The organism is Pseudomonas sp. NBRC 111130, assembly GCF_001320485.1.
GTDB classification, from domain to species: Bacteria; Pseudomonadota; Gammaproteobacteria; order Pseudomonadales; family Pseudomonadaceae; genus Aquipseudomonas; species Aquipseudomonas vlassakiae.
Genome location: NZ_BCBG01000051.1, coordinates 12,025 through 35,644, shown reverse-complemented (window position 1 = coordinate 35,644; position 23,620 = coordinate 12,025). Strand labels below are relative to the sequence as shown.

General features: G+C 63.3%; 25 protein-coding genes and 1 pseudogene. 19 read left to right on the top strand and 7 right to left on the bottom strand.

Annotated elements, in window-relative coordinates; translation table 11 throughout:
- The coding region (locus tag APH33_RS27540) for a hypothetical protein (RefSeq protein ID WP_218187135.1) at positions 1-241 on the top strand (241 nt) is incomplete at its 5' end.
- A 56-nt stretch (positions 242-297) separates the two neighbouring features.
- On the opposite strand, the gene APH33_RS19890 is transcribed toward APH33_RS27540, so the two are convergent.
- Together APH33_RS19890 and APH33_RS19885 are read right to left on the bottom strand one after the other, a co-directional pair.
- On the bottom strand, positions 298-1,791 hold the full coding sequence (locus APH33_RS19890) for a CoA-acylating methylmalonate-semialdehyde dehydrogenase (RefSeq protein WP_054886802.1): 1,494 nt from the start codon (positions 1,789-1,791) through the stop codon (positions 298-300).
- Positions 1,792-1,863: 72 nt separating this feature from the next.
- Positions 1,864-3,210 carry an aspartate aminotransferase family protein gene (locus APH33_RS19885; RefSeq protein ID WP_054886801.1) on the bottom strand — a complete coding sequence of 449 codons (1,347 nt, stop codon included), beginning with the start codon at positions 3,208-3,210 and terminating at the stop codon, positions 1,864-1,866.
- Positions 3,211-3,328: 118 nt separating this feature from the next.
- Here APH33_RS19885 and APH33_RS19880 point away from each other — a divergent pair, with 118 nt between their 5' ends.
- The 5 genes from APH33_RS19880 (at position 3,329) to APH33_RS19860 (ending at position 7,682) form a co-directional block, all read left to right on the top strand.
- The gene (locus APH33_RS19880; protein ID WP_054886800.1) at positions 3,329-4,246 is read left to right on the top strand and encodes a LysR family transcriptional regulator; all 918 of its coding nucleotides are present in this window, start codon (positions 3,329-3,331) and stop codon (positions 4,244-4,246) included.
- A 90-nt stretch (positions 4,247-4,336) separates the two neighbouring features.
- A complete protein-coding gene (locus tag APH33_RS19875) occupies positions 4,337-4,999 on the top strand; it encodes a TetR/AcrR family transcriptional regulator (protein WP_054886799.1) in 663 nt (220 codons plus the stop codon).
- Between the two features lie 9 nt (positions 5,000-5,008).
- Positions 5,009-5,593 carry a YigZ family protein gene (locus APH33_RS19870; RefSeq protein WP_054886798.1) on the top strand — a complete coding sequence of 195 codons (585 nt, stop codon included), beginning with the start codon at positions 5,009-5,011 and terminating at the stop codon, positions 5,591-5,593.
- A gap of 370 nt (positions 5,594-5,963) precedes the next feature.
- The gene (locus APH33_RS19865) at positions 5,964-6,650 is read left to right on the top strand and encodes an SDR family oxidoreductase (protein WP_054886797.1); all 687 of its coding nucleotides are present in this window, start codon (positions 5,964-5,966) and stop codon (positions 6,648-6,650) included.
- Positions 6,651-6,734: 84 nt separating this feature from the next.
- Positions 6,735-7,682, top strand: coding sequence for an adenosine deaminase (locus tag APH33_RS19860; RefSeq protein WP_054886796.1), 948 nt, complete (start codon positions 6,735-6,737; stop codon positions 7,680-7,682).
- A gap of 5 nt (positions 7,683-7,687) precedes the next feature.
- Here APH33_RS19860 and APH33_RS19855 read toward each other — a convergent pair whose 3' ends face one another.
- Entirely contained in the window at positions 7,688-8,389 is a 702-nt protein-coding gene (locus tag APH33_RS19855; protein ID WP_054886795.1) for a helix-turn-helix transcriptional regulator, read from the bottom strand.
- 451 nt (positions 8,390-8,840) lie between these two features.
- Between APH33_RS19855 and APH33_RS27780 the strand changes: the two genes are divergently transcribed.
- Positions 8,841-9,038 carry a hypothetical protein gene (locus tag APH33_RS27780; RefSeq protein ID WP_082433666.1) on the top strand — a complete coding sequence of 66 codons (198 nt, stop codon included), beginning with the start codon at positions 8,841-8,843 and terminating at the stop codon, positions 9,036-9,038.
- On the opposite strand, the gene APH33_RS19850 is transcribed toward APH33_RS27780, so the two are convergent.
- On the bottom strand, positions 8,989-10,170 hold the full coding sequence (locus tag APH33_RS19850; protein ID WP_054886794.1) for a multidrug effflux MFS transporter: 1,182 nt from the start codon (positions 10,168-10,170) through the stop codon (positions 8,989-8,991). The two genes, APH33_RS27780 and APH33_RS19850, sit on opposite strands and share 50 nt — an antisense overlap.
- 105 nt (positions 10,171-10,275) lie before the next feature.
- Positions 10,276-10,473: a heavy-metal-associated domain-containing protein gene (locus tag APH33_RS19845; RefSeq protein ID WP_054886793.1), complete on the bottom strand. Its 198-nt coding sequence runs from the start codon at positions 10,471-10,473 to the stop codon at positions 10,276-10,278.
- A 145-nt stretch (positions 10,474-10,618) separates the two neighbouring features.
- Here APH33_RS19845 and APH33_RS19840 point away from each other — a divergent pair, with 145 nt between their 5' ends.
- The 5 genes and pseudogenes from APH33_RS19840 (at position 10,619) to APH33_RS28040 (ending at position 15,997) form a co-directional block, all read left to right on the top strand.
- The gene (locus APH33_RS19840) at positions 10,619-11,005 is read left to right on the top strand and encodes a hypothetical protein (RefSeq protein WP_054886792.1); all 387 of its coding nucleotides are present in this window, start codon (positions 10,619-10,621) and stop codon (positions 11,003-11,005) included.
- A 57-nt stretch (positions 11,006-11,062) separates the two neighbouring features.
- Positions 11,063-13,462, top strand: a complete 2,400-nt coding sequence (locus APH33_RS19835; protein ID WP_054886791.1) for a heavy metal translocating P-type ATPase — start codon at positions 11,063-11,065, stop codon at positions 13,460-13,462.
- Entirely contained in the window at positions 13,459-13,863 is a 405-nt protein-coding gene (gene cueR, locus APH33_RS19830) for a Cu(I)-responsive transcriptional regulator (RefSeq protein ID WP_054886790.1), read from the top strand. The genes APH33_RS19835 and cueR overlap by 4 nt, the downstream gene beginning before the upstream one ends.
- 139 nt (positions 13,864-14,002) lie before the next feature.
- Positions 14,003-15,139: pseudogene (locus APH33_RS28045) on the top strand (sensor histidine kinase); the annotation flags it as partial.
- 90 nt (positions 15,140-15,229) lie between these two features.
- Positions 15,230-15,997, top strand: a complete 768-nt coding sequence (locus APH33_RS28040) for a methyl-accepting chemotaxis protein (protein WP_371263267.1) — start codon at positions 15,230-15,232, stop codon at positions 15,995-15,997.
- Positions 15,998-16,117: 120 nt separating this feature from the next.
- Here the strand turns inward: APH33_RS28040 and APH33_RS19820 are convergent, their stop codons facing one another.
- On the bottom strand, positions 16,118-16,897 hold the full coding sequence (locus APH33_RS19820) for a helix-turn-helix transcriptional regulator (RefSeq protein ID WP_054886788.1): 780 nt from the start codon (positions 16,895-16,897) through the stop codon (positions 16,118-16,120).
- A 58-nt stretch (positions 16,898-16,955) separates the two neighbouring features.
- Positions 16,956-18,233 (bottom strand): acetyl-CoA C-acetyltransferase, encoded by a 1,278-nt coding sequence (locus tag APH33_RS19815; protein ID WP_054886787.1) that lies wholly within the window; start codon positions 18,231-18,233, stop codon positions 16,956-16,958.
- A gap of 117 nt (positions 18,234-18,350) precedes the next feature.
- Between APH33_RS19815 and APH33_RS19810 the strand changes: the two genes are divergently transcribed.
- The 7 genes from APH33_RS19810 (at position 18,351) to APH33_RS19780 (ending at position 23,558) form a co-directional block, all read left to right on the top strand.
- The gene (locus APH33_RS19810; RefSeq protein WP_054886786.1) at positions 18,351-19,703 is read left to right on the top strand and encodes a 3-oxoacyl-ACP reductase; all 1,353 of its coding nucleotides are present in this window, start codon (positions 18,351-18,353) and stop codon (positions 19,701-19,703) included.
- A gap of 2 nt (positions 19,704-19,705) precedes the next feature.
- Positions 19,706-20,557 (top strand): MaoC/PaaZ C-terminal domain-containing protein, encoded by an 852-nt coding sequence (locus APH33_RS19805; RefSeq protein WP_054886785.1) that lies wholly within the window; start codon positions 19,706-19,708, stop codon positions 20,555-20,557.
- Positions 20,558-20,621: 64 nt separating this feature from the next.
- Positions 20,622-20,927: a MazG-like family protein gene (locus APH33_RS19800; RefSeq protein ID WP_054886784.1), complete on the top strand. Its 306-nt coding sequence runs from the start codon at positions 20,622-20,624 to the stop codon at positions 20,925-20,927.
- A complete protein-coding gene (locus APH33_RS19795; RefSeq protein WP_054886783.1) occupies positions 20,924-21,673 on the top strand; it encodes a methyltransferase domain-containing protein in 750 nt (249 codons plus the stop codon). The genes APH33_RS19800 and APH33_RS19795 overlap by 4 nt, the downstream gene beginning before the upstream one ends.
- A gap of 22 nt (positions 21,674-21,695) precedes the next feature.
- The gene (locus APH33_RS19790; protein ID WP_054886782.1) at positions 21,696-22,331 is read left to right on the top strand and encodes a DUF4136 domain-containing protein; all 636 of its coding nucleotides are present in this window, start codon (positions 21,696-21,698) and stop codon (positions 22,329-22,331) included.
- Between the two features lie 19 nt (positions 22,332-22,350).
- Complete coding sequence (locus tag APH33_RS19785; RefSeq protein WP_054886781.1) at positions 22,351-22,920, top strand: DUF4136 domain-containing protein; 570 nt, start codon at positions 22,351-22,353, stop codon at positions 22,918-22,920.
- Between the two features lie 167 nt (positions 22,921-23,087).
- Positions 23,088-23,558: an A24 family peptidase gene (locus APH33_RS19780; RefSeq protein WP_054886780.1), complete on the top strand. Its 471-nt coding sequence runs from the start codon at positions 23,088-23,090 to the stop codon at positions 23,556-23,558.
- Positions 23,559-23,620: the final 62 nt, after the last annotated feature.

The following is a 23,620-nucleotide window of genomic DNA, read 5'->3' as shown; positions in this document are numbered from 1 at the left end:
GCCTTCAAACACTTGGCTCGCTGCGATCTCTCGTAGCGGGAGGCGAATAATACAGCGTTTAAAACCGCTGTCAACCTTCATCTCAACCGCCATCGATCATTCGACCGAAGCGCCTCCAACCTCACCTCAACCACCTAACTCATTGAATTTCAAGGAGTTTGTCGTTCCGATGTCGCTGGAAGTGGGGCGCATTATAAGGGGATTCGAAACCCCGTCAACCTTTAATTTCAAGAAACTTTAATATCGCTGAAAAGCAAAGCGGGGAGGCCTGTCGGCCTCCCCGCTTAACATCATCCCTTACAAGCTAGGGAAGGCAAACTGCGACGCCTCATGGCTGGCGCGCTGCGGCCAACGCTGGGTGATCGCCTTGCGACGGGTATAGAAGCGCACACCGTCCGGGCCATAGGCATGCAGGTCACCAAACAGCGAGCGCTTCCAGCCACCGAAGCTGTGATAGGCAACCGGCACCGGCAGCGGTACGTTGACCCCGACCATGCCCACTTCGATTTCGTCGCAGAACAGGCGCGCCGCTTCACCGTCACGGGTGAAGATGCAGGTACCGTTGCCGTATTCGTGATCGTTGATCAGCTGCATGGCCTGCTCGAGGCTGTTCACGCGCACCACGCACAGCACCGGGCCGAAGATCTCTTCCTTATAGATGCGCATCTGCGGTGTCACGTTGTCGAACAGCGTGCCGCCAACGAAATAGCCATCTTCATTACCTGCCACGCGCAAGCCTCGGCCATCCACCACCAACCTGGCGCCAGCGGCAACGCCATCGTCGATATAACCGACAACCTTGTCACGGGCTGCAGCGGTCACCAGCGGGCCCATGTCCAGGCCACAGGAAGTGCCAGCACCAATCTTCAGCGCCTTGATCTGCGGCTCCAGCTTGGCGATCAGTGCATCGGCAACCTGATCACCCACGCACACTGCCACCGAAATAGCCATGCAGCGCTCGCCGCACGAACCGTAGGCAGCGCCCATCAGCGCGCTGACTGCGTTGTCCAGGTCGGCATCGGGCATCAACACCGCGTGGTTCTTCGCACCGCCCAGGGCCTGTACGCGCTTGCCACGCTTGGTGCCTTCGGCATAGATGTATTCGGCGATCGGAGTCGAACCGACGAAACTCAGCGCTTTCACTTCCGGCGCTTCGATCAGTGCATCGACCGCTTCCTTGTCACCATGCACCACATTGAGAATGCCCTTGGGCAGGCCAGCCTCCAGCAGCAACTGAGCGATGAACAGGGTCGAGCTCGGGTCACGCTCGGATGGTTTGAGAATGAAGGCGTTACCGCAGGCAATGGCCAGTGGGTACATCCACAGCGGCACCATGGCCGGGAAGTTGAATGGCGTGATGCCAGCGACCACACCCAGTGGCTGGAAGTCGGACCAGGCATCGATGTTCGGGCCGACGTTGCGGCTGTACTCGCCTTTCAGCACTTCCGGTGCAGCACAGGCGAACTCGACGTTCTCGATGCCACGCTTCAGTTCGCCGGCCGCATCCTCCAGGGTCTTGCCGTGCTCTTCGCTGATCATCTGCGAGATGCGGGCTTCGTTTTGCTCCAGCAGTTGCTTGAAGCGGAACATCACCTGGGCGCGCTTGGCCGGTGGGGTGTTGCGCCAGGCGGGGAAGGAAGCCTTGGCCGACTCAATGGCTTCCTGCACGGTCGCGCGACTAGCCAGTTCGACCTTGCGCACCGCCTGACCGGTAGACGGGTTGAAGACATCGGCGGTGCGCTCACCTTTGGTAACCAGCTCGCCGTGAATCAGGTGCTGAACAATGCTCATGCAAAACTCCAGGTAAAGAAGGTTGAGGCAGGCGCGTGATGGTTCACGCGCCCTACGTCAAAAGCGGAAAGATCAGTCGATCTGGTTCAGGGTTTCGCCGACCGCGTCGAACAGGCGGTCCAGTTCCTGCGGCTGGGTATTGAAGGTTGGGCCGAACTGCAGGGTGTCGCCACCGAAGCGCACATAGAAGCCGGCTTGCCACAGCTTCATGGCGGCTTCGTACGGACGCACGATGGCATCGCCATCGCGGGCGGCGATCTGGATCGCGCCGGCCAGGCCGTAGTTACGGATGTCGACGATGTTCTTGGTGCCCTTCACGCCATGCAGCAGCTTCTCGAAGTGCGGCGCCAGCTCGGCAGCCGACTGCACCAGGCTCTCCTTCTGCAGCAGATCGAGCGCGGCGAGACCGGCGGCGCAGGCTACCGGGTGCGCCGAGTAGGTGTAGCCGTGGGGGAATTCCACTGCATATTCCGGCGTCGGCTGGTTCATGAAGGTCTGGTAGATCTCACGCGTGGCGATGACCGCCCCCATGGGGATGGCACCGTTGGTGACCTGTTTGGCGATGCACATCAGGTCAGGGGTGACACCAAAGGCCTCGGAGCCGGTCATGGCGCCCATGCGGCCAAAGCCTGTGATCACTTCGTCGAAGATCAGCAGGATGTTGTGCTGGGAGCAGATTTCACGCAGGCGCTTCAGGTAACCCTTCGGCGGCGGCAGCACGCCAGCGGAACCTGCCAAAGGCTCGACGATCACCGCTGCGATGTTCGAGGCATCGTGCAGCTCGATCAGCTTGAGCATTTCATCTGCCAGGGCGATACCGCCCTCTTCCGGCAGGCCTTTGGAGAAGGCGTTGACTGGCAGCACGGTATGGGGCAGGTGGTCGACGTCCAGCAACTGGCCGAACATCTTGCGGTTACCGTTGACGCCACCCAGGCTGGTGCCGGCAATGTTCACCCCGTGATAACCACGGGCACGGCCGATGATCTTGGTCTTGGTGGCCTGGCCTTTCAGGCGCCAGTAGGCACGCACCATCTTCAGCGCAGTGTCGCAGCACTCGGAGCCGGAATTGGTATAGAAGACGTGGTTCAAGTCGCCCGGGGTCAGCTCGGCGATCTTCTCGGCCAGCTGGAAGGACAGCGGGTGGCCGAACTGGAACGCCGGGGAATAATCGAGGGTACCGACCTGGCGTGCGACCGCTTCGGTGATTTCCTTGCGGGTATGCCCGGCGCCACAGGTCCACAGGCCAGACAGGGCGTCGAAGACCTTGCGCCCCTTGTCATCGACCAGGTAGTTGCCTTGGGCCGCCACGATCAGGCGCGGGTCGCGCTGGAAGTTACGGTTGGCGGTGTAGGGCATCCAGTGGGCATCCAGCTTCAGCTGGCTGGCGATCCCCGCGGTTGCGGTTTCAGGCATGTTCATCGGCGGTTCCTCGGAAGACGATTAGGCAACGATGGATGTTGTTGCAGCTAAATTCGCACGCGGATAAAGTCTGAAAAAGCCTACATTTCTAATCTTCAGGTAGCGCAAGACTAAACATATGAGCAGACGACCCGACCCTCTCGCACAAGTGAGCGATTTCGACATCCGCCTGCTGAAAATCTACCGAAGCGTGGTTGAATGTGGCGGTTTCTCGGCTGCGGAGAACGTGCTGGGGATTGGCCGTTCAGCCATCAGCCAGCAAATGAACGATCTCGAACAGCGCCTGGGTCTGCGCTTGTGCCAGCGTGGTCGTGCCGGTTTCTCGCTGACCGAGGAAGGCCGCGAGGTCTATCACTCGGCATTGCAGTTGCTCAGTGCACTGGAAACTTTCCGTACCGAGGTCAACGGCCTGCACCAGCACTTGCGCGGTGAGCTGAACATCGGCCTTACCGACAACCTGGTCACCCTGCCGCATATGCGCATCACCCATGCCTTGGCCGAACTGAAGGACCGCGGCCCGGATGTGCGCATCCAGATCCGCATGATCGCCCCCAGCCAGGTGGAGCAAGGGGTACTGGACGGCAGCCTGCACGTCGGTGTGGTCCCCCAGACCAGCCCTCTGTCCGGCCTGGAATACCAACCGCTGTACAGCGAACGGTCACAACTGTACTGCGCAGTTGGCCACCCGTTATTCTACGCCGACAACCAGCAGATCGACGATGACCGCCTCAACAGCCAGGAAGCGATCGCGCCAACCTTCCGCCTGCCTGCGGAAATCCAGGCGCACTACCAGGCGCTCAACTGCACTGCCAGTGCCTCGGACCGCGAAGGCATGGCGTTCCTGATCCTCACCGGCCGCTATATTGGCTACCTGCCCGACCACTACGCCACGTTCTGGGTCCAACAAGGCCGCCTGCGTGCACTGAAGCCTGCGCAACGCTTCTATGACCTGAGCCTGAGCTGGGTGACGCGCAAAGGGAGGCGACCGAACCTGGTACTGGAAAGCTTCCTGGAAAGCCTGGCTGCGACACGTTGATGCCAGCTTCTGACGCTAAGGCTTGTCACGCCAGCACAGGCAGGTAATCTTGTCCGACATTCGTTGCCACAGACCTGTCCGGAATCGTCCATGAGCCTAGAAGTCCCTGCGCATCGCCTCGCCGCCTCTGGCAAGCCCGCCGGCCGCATCCGCCAGAAGAACGAACAGGCCATCATCCAGGCCGCCGAAGACGAATTCGCCCGCCATGGGTTCAAAGGCACCAGCATGAACACCATCGCGCTGAAAGCCGGCTTGCCCAAGGCCAACCTGCATTACTACTTCACCAACAAGCTCGGCCTCTACATCGCCGTGCTGAGCAACATCATCGAGCTGTGGGACAGCACCTTCAATGCCCTGAGCGTCGATGACGACCCAGGCGAAGCGCTGAGCCAATACATCCGCACCAAGATGGAGTTCTCCCGGCGCAACCCGCAGGCCTCGCGCATCTTCGCGATGGAGGTGATCAGCGGCGGCACCTGCCTGACCGAGTATTTCAGCGCCGACTACCGCGAATGGTTCCGCGGGCGGGCCGCCGTGTTCCAGGCCTGGATGGACGCCGGCAAGATGGACCCGGTCGACCCGGTGCATCTGATCTTCCTGCTCTGGGGCAGCACCCAGCACTATGCCGACTTCGCCACCCAGATCTGCCAGGTTACCGGCCGCAGCCGCCTGACCAAGCAAGACATGGAAGATGCCAGCAACAACCTTATCCACATCATTCTCAAGGGGTGCGGCATAAAGCCGAGTGCCTGACGTTCATCTATGCCTTCTACCCTGCTCGACCTCTGCGAATTTCGCGAGGAAATCCGCAAGAGCCGCTTCATCACCCTGGCCAGCCCGATCAACAGTGCCGCCGAGGCGATGAGCTTCATCGAGCGTCACAGTGACTTGGCCGCCACCCACAACTGCTGGGCATGGAAAATCGGCGGGCAATACCGCAGCAATGACGATGGCGAACCGGGCGGCACTGCCGGAAGGCCGATCCTGGCGGCCATCGAAGCACAGGACTGCGACCAGGTGGTGGTGCTGGTGATTCGCTGGTACGGCGGTATTCAGCTGGGCACCGGCGGGCTGGCGCGTGCCTACGGCGGTGGCGCCAACAAGTGCCTGCAGCAAGCCCCCAAGCGCCTGCTGGTCCAGCGCAGCGAGTACACCTGCAGTTGTACCTTCAGCGAACTGGCCCTGGTGAAACTGCGCCTGGCAGAAGTGGATGGCCTGGTGCTCGACGAGCAATTCACCGCCAATGGCGTCGACCTGCATATCGCTGTGGGCGAAGCGTACCTGGCCATATTGCAACAGCAACTGGCGGACCTGAGCCGGGGCCGGATTCTCCTCGAGACACACTGAGGTTTGCCCACATCTACTGTGGGCCGGCCTGTGGATAAGCTTGGGGCACTCCGCTACAGGCCAAGCGCTGCAAGGCCTCAAGGCCATTGATCATATTTTGATCACTGTTTGATGACAGCAGTAAACGACTGAGTCTTCAGAAGTTATCCCCAATGTGTCTGGCAGATTGCACAACCCCGGTCGTGGCGCTTGCACACATTTACTGTGGACGAGCCTGTGGATAACCCGTTAGCCAACAAGCCAGGCACCCGCCCGCTCAAGGCCAGACAAACTTGTACATTTTTTAGCCAATCGTGAAGCAGGCGAGGCATACGTCCGAACTCTGAAGTATGCTGAATTCCTTTTCCTACACCGATAAAGGAATGTTCCTATGGCATCCTCCAGAACTGCCCTCATCATCGGCGCTTCCCGCGGTCTCGGCCTGGGCCTGGTACAACGCCTGCACGAAGACGGCTGGAACATTGTTGCAACCGTGCGTAACCCTCAACAGCCAGGCGCCCTGGCCGATGTTCCCGGCGTGCGCATCGAGCAACTGGAAATGAACGACACCACCCAGCTCGATGGCCTCCAGCAACGCCTGCAAGGCCAGATGTTCGACCTGGTCTTCGTCAACGCCGGGGTAATGGGCCCCCTGCCGCAAGACGTGGAGACCGTAAACGCTCAGGCCATTGGCGATCTGTTCATGACCAACGCCGTGGCCCCGATCCGCGTCGCCCGGCGCCTGGCAGGCCAGGTACGCGAAGGCAGCGGTGTGCTCGCGTTCATGAGCTCGATCCTCGGCAGCGTGACCATCCCCGACGGTGGCGAGATCTGCCTGTACAAGGCCAGCAAGGCCGCGCTCAATTCGATGATCAACAGTTTCGTGGTCGATCTGCAGCGCCCCGACCTGTGCGTACTGGCCATGCATCCGGGCTGGGTGAAGACCGACATGGGCGGCGAAAACGCCGAGATCGACGTGCGCACCAGCACCCGTGGCATGCTCGAACAGATCAAGGCGCAAAGCGGACACGGTGGCCTGCGCTTCATCAACTACAAAGGCGAATCACTCACCTGGTGAGGTGAATACCGACCGGCCGGGCGCAATGCCCGGCCAGGCCCTGTAGAATGGCGGCAACCGTACCTGATTCGAGACTCCCTCCTTATGTATGACTGGCTGAATGCCCTGCCCAAGGCAGAACTGCACCTGCACCTTGAAGGCTCGCTGGAACCCGAGCTGTTGTTCGCCCTGGCCGAGCGCAACAAGATCGCCTTGCCCTGGAACGACGTGGAAACCCTTCGTGGCGCCTATGCGTTCAATAACCTCCAAGAGTTTCTCGACCTGTATTACCAAGGCGCAGACGTGCTGCGCACCGAACAGGACTTCTACGACCTGACCTGGGCTTACCTGCAACGCTGCAAGGCGCAGAATGTGGTCCATACCGAACCGTTCTTCGATCCGCAGACCCACACCGACCGTGGCATCCCATTCGAGGTCGTGCTCAACGGCATCAACCAGGCGTTGAAAGACGGTCGCGAACAACTGGGTATCAGCAGCGGCCTGATTTTGAGCTTCCTGCGCCACCTGAGCGAAGACGAAGCGCAAAAAACCCTCGACCAAGCGCTGCCCTTCCGCGACGCGTTCATCGCCGTCGGCCTGGACAGTTCGGAAATGGGCCACCCACCCAGCAAGTTCCAGCGGGTGTTCGACCGCGCCCGCAGCGAAGGCTTCGTGGCCGTGGCCCACGCCGGTGAGGAAGGCCCACCCGAGTACATCTGGGAAGCCCTCGACCTGCTGAAGATCAAGCGTATCGACCACGGTGTGCGCGCCATCGAAGACGAACGCCTGATGCAACGCATCATCGACGAGCAGATCCCGCTCACCGTCTGCCCGTTGTCGAACACCAAGCTCTGCGTGTTCGACCACATGAGCCAGCACAACATCCTCGACATGCTGGAACGAGGCGTGAAGGTGACAGTGAACTCGGACGACCCGGCCTACTTTGGCGGTTATGTCACCGAAAACTACCACGCCCTGCACACCCACCTGGGCATGACCGAAGACCAGGCCCGCCGACTGGCACAAAACAGCCTGGATGCTCGCCTGGTCTGAAGCCGTCAACCGACCTGCAAGGTGGTCACGCGGGCTATACGGTTGATCTGCTGCACACCTTCGGCAGAAATCTGCAGTACCCGCGTGCCCTCAGGTTCGCGTATCCAGCCAGACTGCAGAAACAGTTTGAGCAACGCCTGACCAAGGCTACCGCCCAAGTGTGGCCCTTGGTCGGTCCATTCATTGCAGTGGCAGATCACACAGTGCCGCCGCGATGCCAGCGCATCGATGTAGACGCCCATGGCAGCCAGCTGCGTTCGCCCCTCCTCACTGACCATCAGTTCCCGCTCGCTGCCCTCCAGCCAGCCCGCCACCACCAGCCGGTGATACAACTCACCCGCCAGCTCGCCGCCCAGGTGTTCGCCACAGCGACGTGCCCTGCGCATCGACATCGGCAGCTGCAGCACCCCCGTGCGCGGCCCCTTTGTCGACGCCAGCTGGACGCTGGCCAGCGCTTCGACAGCAACGCCCACCTGAGGTGTGGCGAGCCTGAAGTAGCGCTTGCGCCCACGCGCCTCAAGCCTGAGCAGGCCGGCCGAAGACAGCAACGAAAGGTGGGCACAGGCCGACGACGCGCTCAGGCCGGCCATCATCGCCAGTTCATCTGTCGGCCGCGGTGTGCCATCGATTAGCGCCCACAACATCGCGCTACGCTTGGGGTCGGCCATCAGGCCGGCAATCTGACTGATACTACTGACTGCATTCATGTCCCTGTATCTCCCCGCATGATCACGTCCGGTTTCAGAGGCCAGCATTGGTTACGCTGGTCGCCTCTCAAGCAAACTGCCAAGGGCCAGTATAAGCCGCGCCCGTGCCGCTCCCCGCAGGCCCGCGCATGCTCAAGCGGGCTCATTCAGCGTTGGGTGGGGCCACCCTTTCGCGCGCCAGAATCGGCCCAACCTGGAAGAGAAAGGAAAATAAAGGGCATGAGGAAGGATGGCCCAGAGTGAGTAGCGACTCTGCTGACAGCGCACTTCCTCAAGTAGCGCAAATCAAATCGAAGCTTCCACATCAATCCAGGCATATCCGCTGGAAACGTCGCACAGGCCATAGCGAACGGCGCCCGGACCGCCAGTCAGGACACTCACCCTAGCCATGGCGCCAGCAGACTGCGGCGCTACACTTGATCCGCTCTCCCCCAATCGGAGGTATGCCACGATGAAGATTGTCGTCAGTGCGTCGAATCGCAACCCCAACTGCCCCTGGCAGGTAAGACTCGACCAGCATGTGGTGAGTTTTCGCAGCGAGGCAGAAGCACGTGCCTTCGTCGCCACCCTGCAAACCCGCCTGCAGGCACCTCACCCGCTCATGCTGGACGCGTGGCCTGCAAACGCCGGGTCAACAGCGCGACACTGACCACGAGTGCCCCGCACAGGCTGATCACCAACGTCATCGGCACGGCACTGCCATCATGCAGCACGCCGACCAGCGAGGCCGCACCGGCCGCGACGCTGAATTGCAGGCAGCCCATCAGTGCCGAAGCACTGCCTGCCCGTGCGCCCTGGCCACTCATGGCGCAGGCCGACGCATTGGGGATGATGCACCCCAGGCTGGCAATGCAGACGAACAGCGGTACCAGCAATGGCCACAACTGCGCCGGGCGCAAGGCTGCCACGCCAAGCAATACCAGGCCTGCTGCCAAGTACAGCCAGACCGCCCGCACCAACAGGAATGCCGGGCCTCGCTTGGCCAGCAAGCGCGCGTTGACCTGGGCGACCAGAATGAAGCCGGCCGCGTTGGTACCGAACAGCCAGCCATAATGCTCTGCGGGTACGCCATAGAGCTTGATGAATACGAACGGTGAACCGGCGATGTAGGCAAACATCCCGGCAATGGCGATACCGCCGGTCAAGGCATGGCCGATGAACACCCGGTCAGTCAATAACCGCAGGTACTGACGCAATGCTCCCGATAGCGGCTGGCGCGGCATGCTGGCCGGCAGGCTTTCCGGCAGGCCCAGGCTTACCGCCAGCAGGCTGGCCGCGCTGAACAGGCTCAGCGCCAGGAATATCGACTGCCAACCGGCCAGGTTCACCAGGACCCCGCCCAGCATCGGCGCAAGGATGGGGGCCAGGCCCATCACCAGCATCAACTGCGAGAACACCTTGGCCGACGCCACCGGGTCGCACTTGTCGCTGACGATGGCCCGCGACAGGACCATGCCAGCGCAGCCGCCCAGCGCCTGGACAAAGCGTGCAACGATCAAGGTGTCGAGGTTGGGGGCGTAAGCACAGGCCAGTGAGGCCAGGGTGAACAGCGCCACCCCGAACAACAGCGGCTTGCGCCGGCCGAAGCGGTCCGCCACCGGCCCGTAGGCGAGCTGGCCGATCGACAGGCCGAGGAAATAGGCCGCCAGGGTGGCCTGTACATGTTTTTCGTCGGTGGCGAACGCCTGCGCCATGGCCGGGAAGGCGGGCAGGTAGAAGTCGATCGCCAAGGGCCCGAACGCACTCAGTGCGCCCAGGATCAGCACCATTCGCAGGTTCATCAGGAATCCATAGCAGGCTAAGCAAGCTGCCAAGTCTACCTGCAGTGGCCACCCTCAGCATGAAAACATTTGCAACAAAACAGGGCCGCAGTGCGGCACCTCGGTTCAGGCCACTTCAGCTTGGTAGCCTTCCTCTCGAATAGCCGCCAATACTTGCTCCGCGCCCAGCGAGCTTTGCACCCGCACTTGCTGGCCAGGCAGATCGACTTCCACGGTAGCCTGCGCATCCTTTTCCTGTACTGCACGAGTCACGGCTTTCACGCAATGGCCACAGGTCATGCCTTGAACATTGAACACTTGCATGGGGACTACCTCCTTCAGGGTTTTCCCCAGTTTCAAGCTTGCCATCGGGGCAAGGTCAAGTTCTGCGTGAAACGGCCGGGCTGGAAATCCGCGCGGACCTCGGCCAAGCTGCGCCTTTGATGATTGTGCAAGCAGGAGATTCTTCATGTTCAGGACAGCAGTGGGCGTTGTCGGGCTGTTGGCCGCACTGATGGCGGTGCCGCCGGCCAGCGCCGAGGGCAACTCGGACTACAGCGTGCTGATCATTTCCCGGGAACGCCTGGAAGTGGCCACCAGCTGCGAAATCGGCGTGTATCTCAACGATCAGCTCTCCGGGCGGGTCTTCCAGGAGCAGTCAACGTCCTTCAACCTGCCGCCCGGCCCGATTGATGTTCGCCTGCGCCTGTTGCCCGGGCAGATGCCGGGGTGTGCCCCGGGTATCGAGGACCAACGCAGCACGCGGCTCAACCTGCAAGCAGGCCAGATCAGCAAGTACCGCATCGCCATGGGCCCACAGGGTCTTGAACTGAAGCGAGCCGGCCTGGGCTATTGACCTTCCCCGCGTGGCAAGGTTGATGCTGACGCTCTAGCCCTGCCAAGGAGGAGAGCCATGCCCGCATCCAACACTTTCAACCTGCCGATTTCCGGCATGACCTGCGCCAGCTGTGCGGGCCGTGTCGAGCGCGCCCTGCGAAAGGTCAGCGGCGCCGATCAGGTCAGCGTCAACCTCGCCACTGAACAGGCCAGGGTCCAGGCCCCGGCAGGTAGCCTGCCAGCCTTGGTTGAAGCCGTGCGCGGCGCCGGCTATGGCGTGCCGACCCGGACCGTGGAGCTGCAGATCGGCGGCATGACCTGTGCCAGCTGCGTCGGCCGCGTGGAGCGCGCCCTCGGCAAATTGCCGGAGGTTGAACAGGTCAGCGTCAACCTGGCCAGCGAGCGTGCCCACCTTGAAGTGCTGCAGGCGCTCGATGACGCGCTGCTGATTGCCGCTGTCGAAAAAGCCGGTTACAGCGCCAGCCTGCCGCAAGCGGCCAAGGATGATCAGCAGGATGCCCAACGACGCCTGCGCAATGAACGCCTGGCTGTCGCTGCCGCGCTGTTGCTGGCCCTGCCATTGGTGCTGCCGATGCTGGTGCAGCCCTTCGGCCTGCACTGGATGCTGCCCGCCTGGGCGCAGTTCGCGCTGGCCACCCCGGTGCAGTTCATTCTCGGTGCACGCTTCTACAAAGCCGCCTACAAAGCCGTGCGTGCTGGAGCAGGCAACATGGACCTGCTGGTCGCCCTGGGCACCAGCGCGGGTTATGGCCTGAGCCTGTACCAATGGGCCAAGGCCCCGGCCGGAATGGCCCCGCACCTTTACTTCGAAGCTTCGGCGGTAGTCATCGCCCTGGTGCTGCTGGGCAAGTACCTCGAAAGCCGGGCCAAGCGCCAGACGGCCAGTGCCATTCGCGCCCTCGAAGCCCTGCGCCCGGAGCGGGCCGTGCGCGTCATCGACGGCCGCGAAGAAGACGTGGCAATCGCCCAACTGCGCCTCGGCGACCTGGTTCTGGTCAAACCTGGCGAACGCTTCCCGGTCGACGGTGCGGTGGAGGAAGGCAGCAGCCACGCCGACGAAGCATTGATCAGCGGTGAGAGCCTGCCGGTCCCCAAGCAACCTGGCGACAGCGTCACCGGCGGTGCCATCAACGGCGAAGGCCGGTTGCTGGTGCGGACCCAGGCGCTGGGCACGGAAACCGTGCTGGCCCGGATCATCCGCCTGGTCGAAGACGCACAGGCCGCCAAGGCGCCGATCCAGAAGCTGGTCGACCGGGTCAGCCAAGTGTTCGTGCCTGCCGTGCTGGTGCTGGCACTGCTTACCTTGACTGGCTGGTGGCTGGCCGGTGCACCGCTGGAGACCGCGCTGATCAATGCGGTCGCCGTACTGGTGATCGCCTGCCCGTGCGCCCTGGGCCTGGCCACACCGGCAGCGATCATGGCCGGCACCGGTGTCGCCGCCCGCCATGGCATCCTGATCAAGGACGCCGAAGCCCTGGAGCGTGCCCATGCGGTCAATCGCGTGGTGTTCGACAAGACCGGCACCCTCACTTCCGGCAGCCCGCGCATAGTCCACAGCCAGGCGCTGGTCGCTGACGGCGCCGACCTGCATCGCCTCGCCGGCGCCCTGCAGCGCGGTAGCGAACACCCGCTGGCCAAGGCCGTGCTGGATGCCTGCGCCGAGCAAGGCCTTGAGGTCCCCGCCGTGACTGACAGCCAGTCACTCACCGGCCGCGGCATCGCTGGCCGCGTGGAAGGCCGCGAACTGGCGTTGGGCAACCGTCGCCTGCTTGACGAAAGCAACCTGCAACCCGGCGAGCTGGCCGCCAAGGCTCAAGCCTGGGAGGCCGAAGGCCGCACCCTGTCGTGGCTCATCGAGCGGGGTGCAGCAGCTCGCGTGCTCGGCCTGTTCGCCTTTGGCGATAGCCTCAAACCGGGTGCCGAGCAGGCCATCGCTGCCCTGCACGCCCGCCACATCAGCAGCCACCTGCTGACCGGCGACAACCGCGGCAGCGCCAAGGTGGTGGCCGATGCCCTTGGCATCGACGACGTGCATGCCGAAGTGCTGCCGGCCGACAAGGCCGCCACCGTGGCCGCCCTGAAAAAAAACGGTGTGGTGGCGATGGTCGGCGACGGCATCAACGATGCCCCGGCCCTGGCCGCTGCCGATATCGGCATCGCCATGGGCGGTGGCACTGACGTGGCCATGCAGGCTGCCGGCATTACCCTGATGCGCGGTGACCCACGGCTGGTGCCCGCCGCGCTGGAGATCAGCCGCAAGACCTATGCAAAAATCCGTCAGAATCTGTTCTGGGCCTTCATCTACAACCTGATCGGCATTCCCCTGGCCGCGCTTGGCTATCTCAACCCGGTACTGGCCGGCGCCGCCATGGCGCTATCCAGCGTCAGCGTGGTCAGCAATGCCCTGTGGTTGAAGACCTGGAAACCCACCAGCACCTCGCAGGAGGCCCGATGAACATTGGCCAGGCAGCCCGCCGCAGCGGGCTCAGCACCAAGATGATCCGCTATTACGAATCCATCGGCCTGCTCAAGCCGGCCACCCGCAGCGACAGCGGCTACCGCTTGTACCAGGCCGAAGACTTGCACAGCCTGGCCTTCATCAAGCGCTCCCGTGACCTCGGGTTTTCCCTGGAAGAAGTAGGCAAGCTGCTGACCTTGTGGCAGGACCGCGGCCGTGCCAGCGCCGACGTCAAGGCGCTGGCCATGCAGCACATCGATGAGCTGAACCGGCGCATCGAAGAGCTGGTGAGCCTGCGTGACACCCTGGGCGATCTGGTTGCCCACTGCCATGGGGATGACCGCCCGGACTGCCCGATTCTGAAGGACCTGGCCAATGGCGCAGGATGCTGCCAATGAAAGCATGCAGCGCGCTGAGATCGGCACGCCGCACACCTTTGGTATGCCATATTAGCCCAAAGCCGACCGAATAGTCGCCAAATGCGACTTCGCCCAATAAATACGGGCACTTTCACTAAAAATTCCCCGGACCCTGCCGATGCACTGGCTACCTGCCTCGCGTGCAAAAAAACAAACCCCGGGAGCGTCGATGAACATCAAACAGAAACTGACATGGGCCTTCGCGATCATCGCGGGCTTGCCCATCGTCCTCGTAGCCACCTTGGTGGTCATCAACCTGCGCGGCGAAGCGCGTGACGGTTTCCTCGACAGCAGCAGCCGGGAAATCCGCCAGGTCAGCAACGCGATGAACATCTTCTTCCAGGGCATCGACCAGAACGTCGCCTACCTGGCCTCGCAACCGATGGTGGCGTCCACGGGCAACAACCTGAACAAGTTCATGAGCGCCAATCCGTCCTACGAATTGGGCGATCAGGACAAGCAGCTGCTGGAATTTTTCACCCGCCTGGCAGAGTCCCACCCAGGCTATGCCTACATTTCCTACGGCGTGAGTGATGGTGGCTACGTTGGCTGGCCCGCCGGGCAGAAGTTCGTCAACTATGACCCGCGCCCACGCCCGTGGTACCAGTTGGCCATGGCCAACCCCGGTAAGACCGTACGCACCGGCGCCTATTACTGGGCTGCCGACGATGCCGTGCTGATCAGCACCGTGCGCACCGTGGCCAACCAGCTCGGCAACGCCGGGGGCGTGGTCAACATCGATGTGTCGCTCAAAGGCCTTACCGAGATCGTCAAGCAGATCAAGCTGGGCGAAAGCGGCTACCTGATGCTGGTGGAAAACAACGGCAACGTGATGGTCGACCCACGCGATGCCAGCCACAACTTCAAGCAGCTGGCGAGCTTCGGTGATGGCTACGCCGAACTGGCCAAGGCCGGCAAGGGCTTGGTCGAGGTCCAGATCAATGGCGAGCGCTACATGGCCAACGTCTACCCTGACGAGAAGCTGGGCTGGACCTTCATCGGCCTCATCCAGCAAAGCGAAGTGATGCAGACCACCACTCGCCTGACCTGGCTGATCGGCGTGATCGCACTGGTGTTGGCGGCCCTGTTCGCCGTGGTCGGCGCAGCCTTTGCCAAACTCATCGTGCGCCCGATCAACAGCGTCACCAGCGGCCTTGAAGACATTGCCCAGGGCGAAGGCGACCTGACCCGCAACCTCGACGTGCGCGGGCGCGACGAAACCGCGCAACTGGCCAACTGGTTCAACCAGTTCCTGGGCGCCATCCGCAGCCTCATCCAGCATATCGGCTCGGCCGCCAGCAAGATCCTCAGCACCTCCAGCAGCTCCACCCGGGTTTCCAGCGACATGGCCGAGGCTGCCGGGCGCCAGCGAGAAGCGGTGGACATGGTCTCCACCGCGTTCCACGAAATGGTCGCCACGGCCAATGAAGTCGCCCGCTCCTGCAGCCAGGCCGCGCAATCGGCCGACAGCGGCCAGCAGCAGGCCCGCGAAGGCCAGCAACAGATCGACGCGGCCGTCAGCAGCGTCGACCGCCTGAGCCAGGAGATCGAGCAGTCGGCCCAGTCGATCCAGCAACTGGAGCGCGACAGCAACGCCATCCAGTCGATCCTCGGCACCATTCGCTCGATTGCCGAGCAGACCAACCTGCTGGCGCTCAACGCAGCCATCGAAGCGGCCCGCGCCGGCGAGCAGGGCCGAGGCTTTGCCGTGGTGGCCGACGAGGTTCGGGCACTGGCCAAGCGCACGGCCGACTCCACGGCGGAAATCGATGGTTTGCTGGGTAACCTGGCCAGCCGCACTGCGGAAGTGGCCGAGCAGATGCATGCCAGCCTGGAAGTGTCGCAGCAGTCGGTCAGCCGCATTGGCCTGGCCCGTGACAGTTTCGGGCAGATCCGCGAGTCGGTGGACATCATTCGCGACATGAACACGCAGATCGCCACGGCGGCGGAAGAACAGCACCAGGTGGCCGAGGACATCAACCGCCATATCAGCCAAATTCATGGCGATGCGCAGCTGGTGGCGGAACTGGCCCAGGCGGCGCGTCAGGACTCCGAGAGCCTGGCCGGGCTGTCCAATGAACTGGACTCGCTGGTGCGTCGCTTCCGCACCTGATTTCTCCAGTACCGGCCCTTTCGCGGGTGAACCCGCTCCCACAGGGATCGCACAGATTTCAAAAGCTGTGCGATCCCTGTGGGAGCGGGCGAGCCCGCGAAAGGGCCAGTGCAGGCAACATCAAAGCTTCAATTCCCCAGGTGTCGCCCCGAACAACTGCTTGAAGGCCGCAATGTACGCCGAGGTCGAATCATAGCCACAACCCAGCGCCGCCGCGGTCACACTCTCCCCTGCCTCCAGCAACGCCAGCGACGACAGTAGCCGCATCCGCTGGCGCCAGTTGCGAAAACTCAACCCGGTCTCGCGCTGGAACAGCCGCATCAAAGTCTTTTCCGAACATCCCAACTGCACCGCCCACTGCTGCAAGGTCTGCATCTGGTCCGGCGCGGCGATCAGCCCGTTGCACAGCGCCAGCAAGCCGGGGTGCCGCGGCAACGGCAGCGAGAACCCCACCTCGGGCAAGGTGCGCAACTGGTCGAGCAAAACGGCGACCAGGCGGCCTTCGGCACTGTCACCCTCGGCATATTCAGCCGGGAACAGGCAAAACTGCTTGATCAACTCCCGCGCCAGCGCTGTCACTTCCAGGACCCGGCAGTGCGCCGGCGCCCAGGCGCAGGCATCACGGCGGATGTAAAGGCTGCGCATTTCAGCCTGCCCGGAGGTAACCACTTCATGTTCGGCATCGGCCGGTATCCACACGCCCCACTGCGGTGGGGCGAAGTAGCTGCCATCGTCGGTATACACCCCCAATACTCCGCTGATGGCGTAGGAAAACTGCACCCAGTCATGGCTGTGGCGAGTGGTCCAGGACCCCGCGCCAAGGCTTTCCGCACGGGCATAAAGTGGCCGAGGCAACTGCTCCAGGGCAGGAATGGCACGCGGATGTCCGATCGTCTGCATAGCGAATTCTTGTAGTTCTGAGCAGACAAGCCTAACAGAGATCAGCACCGCCCTTCGGTCAACGCTCGACGATCACCGTCACTCCTTGCCCGCCCGCAGCGCAGATGGATATCAAGCCACGTCCCTTCCCCGCCTTTGCCAGTAATTTCGCCAGGTTGGCCAAAATACGCCCACCGGTCGCCGCGAACGGGTGGCCTGCCGCCAACGAGCTGCCTTTGACGTTGAGCTTGCTGCGATCGATGGCGCCAAGCGCTGCCTCAAGCCCCAGCTGCTCCCGGCAGTACTCGGCATCCTCCCAGGCCTTGAGGGTGCACAGCACCTGGGCCGCGAAGGCTTCGTGGATTTCGTAGTAGTCGAAGTCCTGCAAGGTCAGGCCATTGCGTGCCAGCAGGCGCGGCACTGCGTACACCGGCGCCATCAACAGCCCTTCGCGGCCAGTGACGAAGTCCACCGCAGCGGTTTCGCCATCGACCAGGTAGGCCAGAACTGGCAGGCCCTGTTGTTGAGCCCATTGCTCGCTGCCAAGCAGCACCACCGAGGCGCCATCGGTCAGCGGCGTGGAGTTGCCCGGCGTCAACGTGCCCAGCCCACTGCGGTCGAACGACGGCTTGAGCTTGGTCAGCTGCTCCAGGGTCAGGTCAGCGCGCAGGTTGTTGTCACGCGAGAGGCCCAGGAAGGGCGTCACCAGGTCATTCTGCCAGCCTTCACTGTACGAGGCCGCCAATCGCTGGTGGCTGTGCAGGGTCAGCGCATCCTGGTCGGCGCGATCGATCCCCCAGGTTTGCGCCATGCGTTCGCAATGCTCGCCCATCGACAGGCCGGTACGCGGTTCGCCATTGCGCGGCAGTTCAGGTTTCAGGTGGCCCGGGCGCAATTGCAGGAACGGCTTGAGCCGCTCAGCCAAGGTCTTGCCGCGATTGGCTTGCAGGAGGATGCGCCGCAGCCCCTCATTGACGCCGATCGGGGCATCTGACGTGGTGTCTACGCCACCGGCGATACCGCTGTCGATCTGCCCGAGGGCAATCTTGTTGGCCACCAGCAGCGCCGCTTCCAGGCCGGTGCCACAGGCCTGCTGGATATCGTAGGCCGGCGTCTGCGGCGACAGGCGCGAACCGAGTACGCACTCCCGGGTCAGGCTCATGTCCCGCGAGTGCTTGAGTACCGCACCGGCCACCACTTCGCCCAGGCGCAGCCCGTGCAGGCGATAACGCTCGATCAGGCCCTCCAGGGCTGCGGTCAGCATCGCCTGGTTGCTGGCGGTGGCGTAGGCGCCGTTGGAGCGGGCGAAAGGGATACGGTTGCCGCCCAGGATCGCGACCCGGCGAGTTGAACGCATGCGTTTGCTCCTCCTGCAACAATTTGATCCGTACAGCCTAGGTGTTTTTGCCGCATTCGAACGACCTTGCCACAAACTTGGTCCACACTTGCAAGCTTGCCTTCTGGAGACCCGCACATGAGCGATCGCTATCTCGGCTTTGCCAACTCCCAGCTCGGGCGCCGCCTCGTCGATGCCCTTGGCCTGCCGCGCCCAGCGCCGCTGGAGCGCTGGCAGGCGGGCCGCCTGCGTCCGGTGGAGGGCGCGCTGGTGCTGGGTGGCGGGCCACTGGCGAATCAGGTCGAGGCCATCGCCCCGCGCCTGACCGAAACGCTGTTCAGCTTCAATGGCGACGGCTTGCAGGCCCCCGCTTGGGTCGCCGGCCTGGGGCCGAAGCTCAAGGCCGTGGTGTTCGACGCCAGCCATCTGTCCGACAGCGACCAGTTGAAACAATTGCGCGAATTCTTCCAGCCCCTGCTGCGCAGCCTCGCCCCGTGTGCCCACGTGGTAATCCTTGGACGTGCGCCTGAATCCCTTGACGACCCGATGGCCAGCGTCGCCCAGCGCGCCCTGGAAGGCTTCTGCCGTTCGCTGGCCAAAGAGCTGCGCAACGGCGCTACGGCGCAGTTGCTGTATGTGGCGACGGGCGCTGAAGCTCAGCTCGAGGGGGCCTTGCGCTTCTTCCTGTCACCCAAGAGCGCCTTTGTTTCCGGCCAGGTCCTGCGCCTGCAGGCCTGCGCAACCCAGGTCGAAGACTGGACCCGCCCGCTCGGTGGCCGTCGCGCGCTGGTCACGGGCGCTGCACGCGGCATCGGCGCCGCCATCGCCGAAACCCTCGCGCGTGATGGCGCCGAGGTGATGCTGCTCGACGTGCCCCAGGCCCAGCAGGAGCTCGACGCCCTCGCCGCACGCCTGGGTGGCAAGGCCTTGGGCCTGGACATTTGCGCCAGCGATGCCGCCGCGAAACTGCTCGAAGCCCTGCCCGAGGGCATCGATATCGTCGTGCACAACGCCGGCATTACCCGCGACAAGACCCTGGCCAACATGACCCCGGAGTACTGGGACGCGGTACTGGCAGTCAACCTCAAGGCCCCGCAGGTACTGACCCAAGCCTTGTATGACGGGGGTGCGCTGGGCGACAACGCACGTATTACCCTGCTGGCGTCGGTCAGCGGTATCGCCGGCAACCGCGGCCAGGCCAACTATGCCGCGAGCAAGGCCGGCCTGATCGGCTTCGCCGAGGCCTGGGCAGCGAAGCTTGCCGAGCGCGGCGGCAGCATCAATGCGGTGGCGCCTGGGTTCATCGAAACCCACATGACCGCCGCCATGCCCATTGGCCTGCGCGAGGCCGGGCGGCGCCTGAGTTCACTGGGCCAGGGAGGGCGCCCGCAGGACGTCGCCGAAGCCATCGCCTGGCTTAGCCAGCCAGGCTCTGGCGCGGTCAACGGCCAAGTGCTGCGCGTCTGCGGCCAGGCCTTGATGGGGGCCTGAACATGAGCCGCCAATGGCAAGACCTGCACAGCCCGGACTCACGCGCCAGCCTCTACCTGCGCGCCGCCAGCAAACGCAAGATCAGCGGCGCTACCCTGCCCGCCGGCGGTCTGCGCAGCTTTATCCGAGTGCAGCCCGGCAACCTGGCGGCCTATCGTCGGCTCTGCCATTTCACCGACGATGGCCGCCTGCCTGGCACCTACCCACACATAATGGCGTTCACCCTTCAGCTGCAACTGCTGACCGCCCACGACTTCCCTTTTCCGTTGCTCGGGCTGGTGCACCTGCACAACCGCATCGACGTGCTCCGCCCGCTGGGTGGCATCGACGGGCTGCGCTTTGCGGCGTACGCCGACAATCTGCAGGCCCATGCCAAGGGCGGCACCTTTGACCTAGTCACCGAAGCCGAGGATGGCTTGGGCCTGCTGTGGCGTGAAACCAGCCGTATGCTGGTGCGTGGCCTGAAGCTGGAGGAGCCGTTCGGCGAAAGCCAGGTAACCGAGCCCGCGGCGCTGCCGGAGGTCACCCGCTGGTATGCCGACAGTGATATCGGCCGGCGCTACGCCAAGGTCTGTGGTGACTACAACCCGATTCACCTGAGTGCCGTCAGCGCTCGCCTGTTCGGCTTCCCCAAGGCCATCGCCCATGGCATGTGGAGCAATGCCATGGCGTTGGCAGCCCTGCGCACGCATATGCCCAACAGTGGTTATCGCTTCGCGGTGGACTTCCGCAAACCGGTGCGCTTGCCATCGGAGGTTGTCCTGAGCGCCAGCGAAGCGGGGCCGGCGGGTGAATTGAGGCTGGACGGACAGGGTGGGGTGCTGCACATGGTCGGGCGCTGGGCCGTGCTCTAGCGCCCTGATTGCACTTGCTTTGCATCGGGCCTGGGCAGAAGCTATGCGGCATTAGGAGACCCAGATGAACCTGCAAGAACTCACCGAACGCCTGCATCGGATCCGCGACAACAATGACTGGCGCAGCTTCCACAGCCCGAAGAACCTTGCCATGGCGGCCAGCGTGGAAATGGCCGAGCTGGTGGAAATCTTCCAGTGGCTGAGCGAGGACCAATCGCGCCAGCTGCCCGCCGAGCAGCTGGCCCACGCCGGCCAGGAAGTCGGCGACGTGGTGCTCTACCTGTTGCTGCTGTGCAGCGAGCTGGGCCTGGACATGGAGCAGGTGGTGCGCGCCAAGCTGGCCGACAGCGAGAGGCGTTTCGCACGATGAATGACCGTCACTTCGACCAACTGGCCACACGCTTTGCCGAAAAGATCTATGGCGGTGCCAAAGGTGCCATTCGCCTAGCCGTGCTCCAGGCCGACCTGGCCGACGCGCTGCCCGACCGACCGTTGCGGGTGCTCGACATCGGCGCAGGCCTCGGTCACATGGCCTTGTGGCTGGCCCAGCGCGGGCACGATGTAACGCTGGCCGAACCCGCCGCGCCGATGTTGGAGGGCGCCCGGGCACGCTTCGCAGAAGCGGGCCAATCGGCAACCTTCATCCAGGCGCCCTGGCAAGAGCTGCTTGGCCAGCTCACCGAGCCTTATGACCTGGTGCTCTGCCACGCTGTGCTGGAATGGCTGGCCGAACCGCAGAGCATCCTGCCGGTGCTGCACCAGCTGACCAGCCCGGAGGGCTGGCTGTCGCTGGCGTTCTACAACCGCGATGCGCTGGTCTACCGCAACTTGCTCAAGGGCCATTTCCGCAAGTTGCGCAGCAACCGCCTGGAAGGTGAAAAGCAAAGCCTGACCCCGCAAAAACCGCTTGATCCACGGGAACTGAAGGCGCAACTTGAGGGGGTGTGGCACGTTGAAAGCGAGAGCGGCGTGCGCGTCTTCCATGACTACATGCCCAAGGAATTCCAGGACAAGGCCGAGTTGCTCGACCTGCTGGAAATGGAACTGGCCCACCGCCGTCACCCAAGTTTTGCCGGGCTTGGCCGCTACCTGCACTGGGTGTGCCGCCCCCGCTGATTGCGCCCTCCGGGAGGGATACATGCCGTACCGTCAGATGTGCCTGGCCCTGCTGCCGCTCGCCCTGGCCGCCTGTCAGGCCAGCAACCCCTACGTGGCCAGCAGCCGCCCGCTGCCGCCAGCCCCTGCGCAAGCGGCCAACTCCTTCGACGCCAGTGCCTACCCGGCGCCAACGCGTGACTATGGCCACTACCGCAGCTGGAGCTGGCGCGACGGCCAGCTGCCAAGCGGCAATGCCGACGCCGACCCGGCACAAATCGCCGACGCCGTCAGTGGTGCCCTCGACCAACATGGCCTGCGTCCTGCTCGCGGCGCCACCGGCGACCTGCTGGTGAGCGCCGACATGCGCCTGGAACGGCGCCTGCGCCAGGTGCGCGACTATGACTACTACGACCCGTATTACGGCCCGTACCCCTACGGCAGTGTCGGTTTCGGCGGCTACCGCAATGGTTACGGCGCCTACGGCAGCGTGCCGGTCGTACGCACCTACGAAGTGGAGGTGATGGTGGTGCGCATCGACCTGTTCGATGCCCGCAACGGCCAGCCGGTGTGGAGCGCCAGCGCTGAAAGCGGCAGCGACAAAGGCTCGCCGCGCGATCGCGAGACCGCCCTGCGCGAATCGGTTCACAAGGCGCTCAGCGGCTATCCTCCCAGTTAACGCCTAACGGAGAACCATCATGTTGCGCCGCCTCGTTCTACTGTCATTCGCGCTGCTGCTGGCCGCCTGCTCCAGCAACAACGTTCAGCAGGATTTCGATGCCAGCCGCGATTTCGCTGCCTACCGCAGCTGGGCATGGCAGGAACCGGGCCTGCAGTATCGCCCGGATGATCCACGCATCAAGAGCGACCTGACCGAACAACGCATCCGTGCCGCGGTCACCGACCAGCTCGACCAGCGTGGTCTGCGCCCAGCCCAGGGTAATGCCCGGCCTGACGTCACCGTCCGCGCCTACCTGATCGTCGAACAACGCCAGCAGCAGATCACCACCAACTATGGCGGGGCTTGGGGCGGCTACTGGAACGGCTATTGGGGCGGGCCGATGTACAACGAAACCCGCAGTGTCGATTACAAGGTGGCTACCATCCAGATCGACATGTTCGATGGCCGTGACGGCAAACTGGTCTGGCGCGGCAGTGCCGAACAGATCATGAACAACTATCCGCCTGGCCCCGACGAGCGTAACAGCGCCATTCAGAAGACCGTTGCCCAGGTGCTCGGCAACTACCCTCCGGGCCGGGTCAAGTAAGCCAATCGCAGGGGGCCGCTTCGCGGCCCTTTTCGCGACACCGGACCGCACCTGCAACGACCTTTTTGCCGGTCGACCATGCCCGTTCGTCAGATCGCGTCTACCCTGATTAGGAAACCTGACTGATCGGGTAGCAGTGTTCAACGAATGGGAAAGGCGGCCTGCCGATGCAAAGCATTGTTCTTTTGATGTGGCTTGCCTTGTGCACCGAACAAGATATCCGCGAACGCCAGATCGCCAATATGCTGACCCTGGGTTTCGCCGCTGGCGCACTGGTCTGGCTGTTTGCCACGGGCCACTCATGGATCGGCGCCGATGCCAGCGACGCCGGCTGGGCCCTGGCCATTGTCATGCTGCTGACGCTGCCAGGCTACATGCTGGGCCGCTTCGGCGCCGACGACGTCAAGCTGATGGGGGCGCTGGCGCTTGCTACCAGCCCGCAATACGTGCTCGGCACCTTCATCGGAGCCGGGGTCAGCGTGGTGCTCTGGTTGCTGACCCGCAGGCGCCTTTGGACGCTGCTCAACCCCAAGGTGAAGAAGCGCCTGGCCACACTCACTGAACAAATGGGCGACAAACAAGCATTCGTGCCCTACGTGCTGGCAGGCTTTTTATTGACTGCCGTATGGATCCAATGAGCATTCAAACGGTCCGATCACTTGTACAAGACTTGTACAGAATCGCAGGCAGCGTCTATTTT

Bases quoted from the DNA above. Each gene is read 5' to 3' on its own strand.
- APH33_RS19805 (WP_054886785.1), top strand. From the start codon at position 19,706: ATGAGCCGCCAATGGCAAGACCTGCACAGCCCGGACTCACGCGCCAGC.
- APH33_RS19800 (WP_054886784.1), top strand. From the start codon at position 20,622: ATGAACCTGCAAGAACTCACCGAACGCCTGCATCGGATCCGCGACAAC.
- APH33_RS19870 (WP_054886798.1), top strand. From the start codon at position 5,009: ATGCCTTCTACCCTGCTCGACCTCTGCGAATTTCGCGAGGAAATCCGC.
- APH33_RS19865 (WP_054886797.1), top strand. From the start codon at position 5,964: ATGGCATCCTCCAGAACTGCCCTCATCATCGGCGCTTCCCGCGGTCTC.
- APH33_RS19835 (WP_054886791.1), top strand. From the start codon at position 11,063: ATGCCCGCATCCAACACTTTCAACCTGCCGATTTCCGGCATGACCTGC.
- APH33_RS19795 (WP_054886783.1), top strand. From the start codon at position 20,924: ATGAATGACCGTCACTTCGACCAACTGGCCACACGCTTTGCCGAAAAG.
- APH33_RS19810 (WP_054886786.1), top strand. From the start codon at position 18,351: ATGAGCGATCGCTATCTCGGCTTTGCCAACTCCCAGCTCGGGCGCCGC.
- APH33_RS28040 (WP_371263267.1), top strand. From the start codon at position 15,230: ATGGCCGAGGCTGCCGGGCGCCAGCGAGAAGCGGTGGACATGGTCTCC.
- APH33_RS19815 (WP_054886787.1), bottom strand. From the start codon at position 18,233: ATGCGTTCAACTCGCCGGGTCGCGATCCTGGGCGGCAACCGTATCCCT.
- APH33_RS27780 (WP_082433666.1), top strand. From the start codon at position 8,841: ATGAAGATTGTCGTCAGTGCGTCGAATCGCAACCCCAACTGCCCCTGG.
- APH33_RS19850 (WP_054886794.1), bottom strand. From the start codon at position 10,170: ATGAACCTGCGAATGGTGCTGATCCTGGGCGCACTGAGTGCGTTCGGG.
- APH33_RS19785 (WP_054886781.1), top strand. From the start codon at position 22,351: ATGTTGCGCCGCCTCGTTCTACTGTCATTCGCGCTGCTGCTGGCCGCC.
- cueR (WP_054886790.1), top strand. From the start codon at position 13,459: ATGAACATTGGCCAGGCAGCCCGCCGCAGCGGGCTCAGCACCAAGATG.
- APH33_RS19890 (WP_054886802.1), bottom strand. From the start codon at position 1,791: ATGAGCATTGTTCAGCACCTGATTCACGGCGAGCTGGTTACCAAAGGT.
- APH33_RS19860 (WP_054886796.1), top strand. From the start codon at position 6,735: ATGTATGACTGGCTGAATGCCCTGCCCAAGGCAGAACTGCACCTGCAC.
- APH33_RS19855 (WP_054886795.1), bottom strand. From the start codon at position 8,389: ATGAATGCAGTCAGTAGTATCAGTCAGATTGCCGGCCTGATGGCCGAC.
- APH33_RS19780 (WP_054886780.1), top strand. From the start codon at position 23,088: ATGCAAAGCATTGTTCTTTTGATGTGGCTTGCCTTGTGCACCGAACAA.
- APH33_RS19880 (WP_054886800.1), top strand. From the start codon at position 3,329: ATGAGCAGACGACCCGACCCTCTCGCACAAGTGAGCGATTTCGACATC.
- APH33_RS19875 (WP_054886799.1), top strand. From the start codon at position 4,337: ATGAGCCTAGAAGTCCCTGCGCATCGCCTCGCCGCCTCTGGCAAGCCC.
- APH33_RS19845 (WP_054886793.1), bottom strand. From the start codon at position 10,473: ATGCAAGTGTTCAATGTTCAAGGCATGACCTGTGGCCATTGCGTGAAA.
- APH33_RS19820 (WP_054886788.1), bottom strand. From the start codon at position 16,897: ATGCAGACGATCGGACATCCGCGTGCCATTCCTGCCCTGGAGCAGTTG.
- APH33_RS19885 (WP_054886801.1), bottom strand. From the start codon at position 3,210: ATGAACATGCCTGAAACCGCAACCGCGGGGATCGCCAGCCAGCTGAAG.
- APH33_RS19840 (WP_054886792.1), top strand. From the start codon at position 10,619: ATGTTCAGGACAGCAGTGGGCGTTGTCGGGCTGTTGGCCGCACTGATG.
- APH33_RS19790 (WP_054886782.1), top strand. From the start codon at position 21,696: ATGCCGTACCGTCAGATGTGCCTGGCCCTGCTGCCGCTCGCCCTGGCC.